7 protein-coding genes are annotated in these 9,261 nt (G+C 42.8%); all 7 read left to right on the top strand.

Annotated elements, in window-relative coordinates:
- Positions 1-68: 68 nt before the first annotated feature.
- The 7 genes from L0J61_RS06305 (at position 69) to rpsA (ending at position 9,117) form a co-directional block, all read left to right on the top strand.
- Positions 69-935, top strand: coding sequence for a hypothetical protein (locus tag L0J61_RS06305; RefSeq protein WP_301465482.1), 867 nt, complete (start codon positions 69-71; stop codon positions 933-935).
- A gap of 149 nt (positions 936-1,084) precedes the next feature.
- Complete coding sequence (locus L0J61_RS06300; protein WP_301465481.1) at positions 1,085-1,492, top strand: ATP-dependent Clp protease adaptor ClpS; 408 nt, start codon at positions 1,085-1,087, stop codon at positions 1,490-1,492.
- Between the two features lie 649 nt (positions 1,493-2,141).
- Positions 2,142-4,688 carry an ATP-dependent Clp protease ATP-binding subunit ClpA gene (clpA, locus tag L0J61_RS06295; RefSeq protein ID WP_301465480.1) on the top strand — a complete coding sequence of 849 codons (2,547 nt, stop codon included), beginning with the start codon at positions 2,142-2,144 and terminating at the stop codon, positions 4,686-4,688.
- Positions 4,689-4,880: 192 nt separating this feature from the next.
- Positions 4,881-5,618: a uracil-DNA glycosylase gene (locus L0J61_RS06290; protein WP_301465479.1), complete on the top strand. Its 738-nt coding sequence runs from the start codon at positions 4,881-4,883 to the stop codon at positions 5,616-5,618.
- 57 nt (positions 5,619-5,675) lie between these two features.
- The gene (gene tadA / locus L0J61_RS06285) at positions 5,676-6,215 is read left to right on the top strand and encodes a tRNA adenosine(34) deaminase TadA (RefSeq protein WP_301465483.1); all 540 of its coding nucleotides are present in this window, start codon (positions 5,676-5,678) and stop codon (positions 6,213-6,215) included.
- Positions 6,216-6,419: 204 nt separating this feature from the next.
- Positions 6,420-7,196, top strand: a complete 777-nt coding sequence (cmk, locus tag L0J61_RS06280; protein WP_301465478.1) for a (d)CMP kinase — start codon at positions 6,420-6,422, stop codon at positions 7,194-7,196.
- Positions 7,197-7,431: 235 nt separating this feature from the next.
- On the top strand, positions 7,432-9,117 hold the full coding sequence (rpsA, locus tag L0J61_RS06275) for a 30S ribosomal protein S1 (RefSeq protein WP_301465477.1): 1,686 nt from the start codon (positions 7,432-7,434) through the stop codon (positions 9,115-9,117).
- Positions 9,118-9,261 lie beyond the last annotated feature (144 nt).

Below are 9,261 nucleotides of genomic sequence, written 5' to 3'. Positions count from 1 at the left end.
TAGTGCTAGGTATTGAATATATATTCCGTTATACTAGTTCGCCTTTATTATTAAGAGATATTGTTTAGATGCGTATTAAGATGGCGTTGCGCTTTAGCCCACAGCCAGAATGGTTACCATGCCAATGTTCTTTTCCGAAAGGTGTGGAGCGTAGAGTGCATTCTTCTAAAAGCCGAGATGGCTTTTCGACAAGCGTTGGGAATACACAACGAGGAGCGTCTACGCTAGTATTAGCACTGTTTGCTGGGGCGATATTCGTCACAGCTATTGTTGGTTTGGTATTTGGTCATAAGTTTGGATATCAGCGTGGTATTCATGCTATGGATACTGAGGCCAAGCAAGCGGTCATCAATAGTGAGGAAACAAGTAAAGAGCTTGAGGAGTTACGCCGAAGTAATAAAATAGCGACCAACCAAGTAGATACTGCCAAGCAAGAGCTGGCGATTAGCCTGGAAAACTTGGATGATTTACGTGATAAGCAGCAAGATTTAACCGTTCAAAATAGACAAATCACTCAGGTTAATGATTTGTACGCAGATTTTATTAGTGAAGCAGGTGGCATGCCATTGCAGGTACTGGGTGCGAAAATGGAACCGTTACCTGAAAATGCCTTTGAGTATGGATTTGATGTTGGCATGCTGAGTGCTGATGCGTCATACAAGAACTTGAATGCGACACTCGAGTTACTCAATGATGATGACTTTGTAGAGATTTCTCTGAACTCGGAAGCAGAAAGGATAAAAGGTATTGTTCGTCTGCGAGGTCGATTTGTCATGCCGTCGGGTTTCACACCTTTACAAATGAAACTGAGCTTACAGGCAGACGATCAAGAGGTGGAGCAATTGTACGACTGGAAGCTGGGTGATAGAGTTGACAGTATGCCATTGGCGCTTTCTGACTTACCAGAAATTGATGAAAGTCCAATTGAACCGTAACAACTATTTGTTGGTAACAGATTATAGGTCGTAGAGCTGATTTTTTGCTTAAAAAACTGTGCTTTATATCGTATCAGGTAGCTTGCCTAATCATTACAACGACGATAACCGCTCTCATTTGAAACTTACCTTATAATAAGATTTTGATCATGATGAACCAAATGATATTAAAAGATAAGCCAGCTGTTTCTGATTGGCATTTTCCAAACCTACCTGCTCATCGTGCGCAGGACGGTGATCCAGACGAGGAAACCTCTCCACAAGCAGATGTTTTGGTAGCTGAACCAGATGTAGCCAAGCCGCCAATGTATGCAGTCGTCATGTACAACGACAACTATACACCGATGGAATTTGTCGTCTATGTCTTACAGTCTGAGTTCCGTCATACCACGGACTCTGCAGTTGAGATAATGCTGACAATTCATAATAGCCAAAAAGGTATTGCTGGAGTTTATCCCAAAGATATCGCCGAAACCAAAGCTAAGAAAGTGAATAGTCTGGCACATCGAGAAGGCTATCCATTATTGACGCAGATTGAGCCACACCAGGGGGAGTAGCGTGGCGGTGGTTTTTATTACACCAGCTTCAACGTCGTTTTATATTATCGTTTTATATTGTCATTTTATGTCTAAACCACTGTCCGTACATTCTGTCCTTTCGAGTTTTTCCAGTGTAATCTTCGGCCTAGACCTTTAACTCAGCCTCTCAATTTTCTGCTTCAGATAAGTCTTCTCCATTTATTGGTTTATAATCTGTCTATCATCTCTTCCAACTGCTTACCTAACTCAATAAATGGTAAGCCGGACTTACCTTAAACATTTCTCAACACTTTTAATCTTTTGTGTCTGTTTTCTCATTGGTGACCCTTGTTAATCTTACTATCATCCTTAGACCTTTGTTAGCTTTAGAGTCATGTTTTCATGATATGCTTCGATACACTTTAGTCTTTGTTAAGAGATTGACTATCAGTAGATATCGTGTTGATATAAAGGAACGCTGATATGAATGGCAGTTTCACTTATTTGATGTGCGTTTGATGACAGTAAATTACATGGCTCGCTGAGCAAAGTAAGCGCAAAGTTGTTCGTTTATAGTGATTATTAATTAGTATCGCCCTTGAACAATGCGCCTATCGCCCTGATTTACTTACTAACTCATTCATAAAACCATCAATTATAAAGATAGGTATAACCGTAGGAAGTTGTTATGTTAAGTCGTCATCTTGAAGTTTCTTTGCGTTTAGCAATGACGCTTGCGCGCCAAAAATCGCATGAATACCTCACCGTTGAACATCTCTTATTATCGCTATTAGAAAACACTCACGCTGCCAATACATTGACTGCTTGCAATGCTAATGTTTCGGCACTACGCACTGAGCTTGAGGCTTATATTAATAAACATACGCCAACGGTAGATGCAGACACAGAGCAAGCACCACAGCCAACCCAGAGTTTTGATCGGATTCTGCAGCGTGCCATTTTTCACGTGCAGTCTATCGGTGGTGGTCGATTGGTTGAAGGCTCTGATATTTTGGTGTCGATGTTTTCAGAGCATGACACTTATGCCATTTATTTGCTCAAAAAACAGGGCATTAGCCGTTTAGAGCTGACCCAGTATTTGTCACATGGTCAAGACAAAGACGAGCCATCTGAGCCGCGTGTTTCTATGACTGGCGAGCGCCGTAGCGCCTCAGAAAAAACCAGTAAGGACCCATTGGTTGAGTTTGCGAGTAACTTAAACCAACGCGCTGCAGAAGGAAAAACCGATCCACTCATTGGACGTGCTTCCGAGATTGAGCGTGCGGCGCAAGTGTTGTGTCGTCGCCGCAAAAATAATCCACTTCTGGTTGGTGAGCCAGGCGTCGGTAAAACCTCTATTGCTGAAGGCTTGGCGTGGTTGATTATCAATGATAAAGCACCAAAGCCACTAAACGGCTGCGTGATTTATAGCCTTGATATTGGTTCGCTAATTGCTGGTACAAAATATCGCGGTGATTTTGAAAAACGCATGAAGTCGCTGTTAGATGCACTAAAGAAAAAGCCAAATGCTATCCTGTTCATCGATGAGATCCATATGATCATTGGTGCAGGCTCATCGATGAGTAGTAACATGGATGTGTCAAACTTAATCAAACCAGCACTCGCCAATGGTGAGCTGCGCTGTATTGGCTCTACGACTTTCACAGAGTATCGTCAGGTCTTTGAAAAAGACCATGCTTTGTCACGCCGTTTCCAAAAGATTGATGTAAAAGAGCCTAGCGAAGACGATACCATCGATATCTTGCGTGGGTTGAAGCCGCGTTATGAAGAATTTCATAATGTCGAATATAGTGATGAGGCATTGGTCACAGCCGTCCATTTATCTGCCAAGCACATACATGAGCGTTTTTTGCCAGACAAGGCAATTGATGTGATTGACGAAGCTGGTGCTTATAAGCGTTTAGGTGTTGTTCCTGATGCCGTTGATATCGATGCCGAAGAAAGCTTTATTGCTGATTTAGAAGATGGTTTTGACACACAAAGCGATGAAGTTGTTGAGAATGAAGCCGATGCTGACGCTCAGAATAGTGATATGCAGGATGAATCAAAAACGGCAACAGACAGTGATCTAGCTGAATCAACTGAGGATGCGAAAGGTGAGGCCAAAAGACCACCGATAAAAATCGATGTCGCAGATATCGAAGCTATCATAGCAAAGTTGGCACGTATTCCACCCAAATCAGTATCAAGTGATGATAAGAGCATCCTTGAGCACTTAGATCGTGATCTTAAGCATTTGGTCTTCGGACAGGATGAAGCGATCAACAGTTTGGCGGATGCGATCAAACTATCTCGCGCAGGTCTCAAAGCACCAGATAAGCCTATTGGTTCCTTTATGTTTGCTGGACCTACTGGGGTTGGTAAAACTGAAGTTTCGCGTCAATTAGCGAAACTACTAGGCGTAGAGCTGGTGCGCTTTGATATGTCAGAATACATGGAAGCTCACACTGCTTCACGTTTGATAGGTGCTCCTCCAGGCTATGTGGGTTATGACCAAGGTGGACTGTTGACGGAAAAAATCAATCAGCATCCGCATTGTGTCTTGTTGCTTGATGAGATCGAAAAAGCGCATCCTGATGTCTTCAATCTGTTATTGCAAGTAATGGATCACGGCACATTGACAGATAATAACGGTCGTGTTGCTGTCTTTAAGCAAGTGATTTTGGTTATGACCACCAATGTTGGCGCTGATAGCATCAGTCGATCATCCATGGGTTTTACGCATCAAGACCATAGTCGCGACAATACGGAAGCCTTGAAACGTGTATTCACCCCTGAGTTCCGCAACCGACTGGATGCGATTATCCAATTCAACCCATTGGACTCGTCAGTAGTCGTCTCAGTGGTCGATAAATTCTTGGTCGAGCTGCAAGTACAGCTTGACGACAAACAAGTGACGCTAGAGATAGACGATGACGTACGTGAGTATTTAGCCGACAAAGGCTATGATCGTCTTATGGGTGCTCGCCCGATGCAGCGTCTAATCCAAGATGAGATTAAAAAGCCATTGGCAAGCATGATTTTGTTTGGTGACTTAGTCAATGGTGGTGTCGTGCACTTGACTCTGGAGTCGGACGTCAGCGATGAACAAGGTGCTGAGTCTGTTGAGCTGAAGAAAAGTAGCGATAAGGCATCAGCTGACAACGGCCGTATTGTCTTGACGGTGGTTGAGGCGAATGAGCCACATCCTGACTCCGAGTCATTGGCGAGCTAATATTTTACTATTCATGCGATAGCGGCGGTTGCCATGACACTGTGGTAGCCGTTTTTTTATTGTTATAATTGACGATAAAATGATGTTAGCTTTTTCTGATTTATACGAATGCAAACACCAGACCGATATTGGTAATGTGTGCATTTTTAGGGCATGCTCTAGATCTCGATGACAAATATAAAAGGACATACTATGGCACTGTTTGATGAGCAAAAGACCAAGACAGAAGAACAAAAGCAAGCCATTTTAGATAATGTTCGCTTGCCAGAAGACTGGAAATTGGCATTAGCAGACGAGTTGACTTCTGAAAACATGGATCAATTACGAGATTTTTTGAAGAATAGCTATCAGTCAGACGATAGTATATACCCGCCTGCGCCGCTCATGTTCAATGCTTTTAACCTGACGCCCTTATCGCAAGTTAAAGTGGTGATACTGGGGCAAGACCCTTATCATCGTGCAGGGCAGGCCATGGGGCTGTCGTTCTCTGTGCCTAAAGCTATTCCAAAGCCACCCTCATTAAACAACCTGTTAAAAGAAATGGCAGATGATATAGGCATTAATCCCTCAGCGCATGGTGATTTGACGTATTGGGCGCAACAGGGCGTATTGTTATTGAATAGTTCACTGACCGTCAAAGAAGGCGAGCCAAACAGTCATCAAAACAAAGGCTGGGAGCAATTTACTGATACAGTGATTGATGTGATAAATGAGCAGACAGAGCACACAGTGTTTATTTTATGGGGAAGTAAAGCACAGAAAAAAGGTAAGTATATCAATACAGACAAGCACCTTATTCTCACGGCGGTACACCCATCACCACTTGCTGCCAATCGTGGTGGATTTTTTGGTTCTAAGCCCTTTTCCAAAACCAATGACTACCTAGTACAGTATGGGCAAACTCCCATCGATTGGCAGTTACCACAGTAAATGATGCAGACAATAACGACTGATGGTCAGACACATCAATTAGGAAATAACCAGTTTATGGGCTGTTCGAAAATCAGTGAACAGATGGTGGGCTCTACGTACTGGCCAATGGAAGATGTCGAGTGGATGCAAGAAGCACTGAAGCTTGCTAAACAAGGGTCTGCACTTGGAGAAGTACCTGTCGGAGCGATACTGGTTCATAACCAGCAAGTCATCGGACAGGGATATAACGAACCTATTAGTCGCCATGATGCAACGGCTCATGCCGAGATTGTGGCGCTAAGAAACGCTTGTGAAAACCTAAGAAACTATCGCTTGCCGATTGGGACAACTCTATACGTAACACTGGAACCTTGCACAATGTGCGTTGGTGCGCTGATACATGCACGAGTAGGCAGGTTGGTATATGCAGCGAGTGAGCCACGAGCAGGAATGGTTGGTAGTCAAATGGATCTATCGCTGCAGCCTTTTTATAACCACACTATGAAAGTATATAAAGGTTTGTGTGCCGATCACAGCAGTCAGATGCTGAAGTCTTTTTTTCGTGAGCGCCGCAAAATGGCAAAGAAAGCTAAGGATGAGGCTAATTCGCCTTAATGCGTAATAAAATAGCCTATTGCCAATAATATTGTCATTAAATAGATATGAATCATGGTGAATGTGAGGTTTTTTTGCTATAATACTGCCCTATTTGACGCTGAATCTATATAATAGGCGGTAAGCGGTTGATTAATAAGTAAAAAAGCCGTTTTCAAGCATACGGCAACCCGTCAAAGAAGCACCTTTAATTGAGTAAGCATTATGAATGTCTCTACACCTGATAACGCTTTGCCTGAAAGTGAAAATAAAAGCCAAGATCAGAGACAGCGCTATCCCGTTATTTGTATTGACGGTCCAAGCGGTGCAGGAAAAGGGACAGTAACATGGCGATTAGCTCAAGCGCTAGGTTATCAATTATTAGATTCTGGTGCTTTATATCGTATTGTAGGACTGAAAGCGTTTGAAGCTGGATTGATTAAGCCGGGTGCCGATGTCGAGTGCGAAATCGATGGATTGAAATTGCTCAAACTGACACAAAGTCTTGAGATTGATTTTATTCCTAACAATGAATCAGGACGTGTCGATATTCTTGTCAACGGTGAAGCAGTTGGTGAGAAAGTGCGAAATGAAACCGTTGGTGGTTATGCTTCTCAGGTAGCTGTTTTTCCAGAAGTTCGGACAGCATTGTTAAAGCTGCAGCAGGACATGGCGACTCGATCAGGACTCGTTGCAGATGGCCGCGACATGGGTACAGTGGTGTTTCCAAATGCGGACGTAAAAGTGTTTTTGACTGCGAGTGCGAAAGCTCGCGCTGAACGCCGTGTGGCACAGCTTTTGAACGCTGGTCAAGAAGCAGATTTTGAGGCAATTTTTACAACGATAAAAGCCCGTGATGCTCGTGATGAAAATCGTACCACTGCACCATCGAAGCCGGCAGAAGACGCATTGTTGCTTGATAGCTCAGTGTTAGACGCTGACACTGTCTACCATCAGGTTAAAAAACATTGCCAAGAACGAGGCGTGTTTTTTGATTACTGATTTTGGTTACTAATAGAGCAACTTACCAATAAAGTACAATAACCAAGAAAACAAACAGACATCTTCATTCGAAAGACATTTGTTGCTAGTGAGCCTAGTTAATAACTCGCTTATTAGCAACAAACGTTTTTTTATATGATTGCATAAGATATAAAACCAGTATTCTCGTTTTATGCAGTCATAAATTTGATCCGTACTGAACTGGACAGGATACGGCTATACAAAGGTAGACATAATGGAATCATTTGCTGAACTATTTGAAGCGAGCATTGAAGAGCAGGGTCTGGATATCGAGCGTGGCTCGGTTATTACAGGTGCTGTTGTGGCAATCGATAGCGATTGGATTACAGTAGATACTGGTCTTAAATCTGAAGGTATCGTCGCTCGTGAAGAGTTTTTAAGCGAAGAAGGCGAGCTTGAAGTTGAAGTTGGCGATAGTGTTGACGTTGTGGTTGAAGCAGTTGACAATGGCATGGGTCAAACCTTACTGTCACGTGAAAAAGCCAAACGCGTTGAGACGTGGAATTTCCTTGAAAAAATCTATGACAATGATGAGATCGTAAAAGGTATCATTTCTAGCAAAGTAAAAGGTGGCTTTACTGTAGACGTGGGTTCAGTACGTGCGTTCTTACCAGGCTCGTTAGTAGATGTACGTCCGATTCGTGACACCACGCATCTTGAAGGTAAAGAGCTAGAATTCAAAGTAATCAAGCTTGACCAAAAACGCAACAACGTTGTCGTTAGCCGTCGTGCAGTAATGGAAGCTGAAAATTCAGCTGAGCGCGAAGAGCTACTGAACAAGCTTGAAGAAGGCATCGAGATCGAAGGTATCGTTAAGAACCTTACTGATTACGGCGCGTTCGTTGATCTAGGTGGTATTGATGGTCTATTGCACATCACTGATATGGCATGGCGCCGTATCAAGCATCCATCTGAAGTTGTTGAAGTTGGTCAAGATCTTAAAGTTAAAGTATTGAAGTTTGACCGTGAACGCAACCGCGTTAGCTTGGGTCTAAAACAACTTGGTACTGATCCTTGGGATAACGTTGGCGGCACATACCCAGTAGGCAGTGTTGTTAAAGCACGCGTTACAAACCTAACTGATTATGGTTGCTTCGCTGAGATTTCTGAAGGTATCGAAGGTCTAGTTCACGTATCAGAAATGGATCATACCAACAAAAACATCCACCCATCTAAAGTAGTACAGGTAGGTGATGAAGTTGAAGTAATGATTCTTGATATCGATGAAGAACGTCGTCGCATTAGCCTAGGTATCAAGCAGACTCTAGCTAACCCATGGGATGAGTTTGATAAGAAACATGAGCGCGGTGATAAAATCACTGGTACTATCAAATCAATCACTGACTTCGGTATCTTTATCGGTCTAGACGGTGGTATTGATGGTCTTGTTCATCTATCTGATATCTCTTGGAATGAAACTGGTGAAGATGCTATTCGTAACTACAACAAAGGTGACACCGTTGAAGCAATGGTATTGTCTGTAGATGCAGAAGCAAATCGTATCAGCCTAGGTGTTAAGCAGTTAAGCTCTGACCCGTTCAACGAATACTTAGTTGGCAACGACCGTGGCGCTATCGTTAACGGTAAAGTAAAAGAAGTAGACGCTAAAGGCGCTACTATTGAGCTTGCTGACGAAGTAGAAGCTTATTTACGTGCTTCTGAGATCCAACGTGACCGCGTTGAGGATGCTACTAAGCATTTGAGCGTGGGTGATGATGTTGAAGCGAAGATTGTTAGTGTTGATCGTAAAACACGCAGCATCAACTTGTCTATCAAAGCGAAAGACGAAGCTGAAGAGCGTCAAGCGATTAAAGATCTTGGCAACAACAGCAATGATGCATCAGGTTCTGAAGCGCAGCCAAAAACAATTGGTGACTTGATCAAAGAACAAATGCAGTAAGTTATCGATATAGTTACGATAAAAAAAGCGACTTCGGTCGCTTTTTTTTGTACTCAATTTTTAGGTATATCATTAATATGTATGGTTTTTTTGCTAAATAGGCAAACTGTTATTTCTATTTACGACAATATCCGCTATCATTTG

This window comes from Psychrobacter sp., assembly GCF_030457785.1.
Classification (GTDB): Bacteria; Pseudomonadota; Gammaproteobacteria; order Pseudomonadales; family Moraxellaceae; genus Psychrobacter.
This window is presented reverse-complemented; position numbering and strand designations above follow the sequence as displayed.

Coding starts and splice junctions, on each gene's coding strand:
- L0J61_RS06305 (WP_301465482.1), top strand. CDS start 69: ATGCGTATTAAGATGGCGTTGCGCTTTAGCCCACAGCCAGAATGGTTA.
- L0J61_RS06300 (WP_301465481.1), top strand. CDS start 1,085: ATGATGAACCAAATGATATTAAAAGATAAGCCAGCTGTTTCTGATTGG.
- clpA (WP_301465480.1), top strand. CDS start 2,142: ATGTTAAGTCGTCATCTTGAAGTTTCTTTGCGTTTAGCAATGACGCTT.
- L0J61_RS06290 (WP_301465479.1), top strand. CDS start 4,881: ATGGCACTGTTTGATGAGCAAAAGACCAAGACAGAAGAACAAAAGCAA.
- tadA (WP_301465483.1), top strand. CDS start 5,676: ATGGGCTGTTCGAAAATCAGTGAACAGATGGTGGGCTCTACGTACTGG.
- cmk (WP_301465478.1), top strand. CDS start 6,420: ATGAATGTCTCTACACCTGATAACGCTTTGCCTGAAAGTGAAAATAAA.
- rpsA (WP_301465477.1), top strand. CDS start 7,432: ATGGAATCATTTGCTGAACTATTTGAAGCGAGCATTGAAGAGCAGGGT.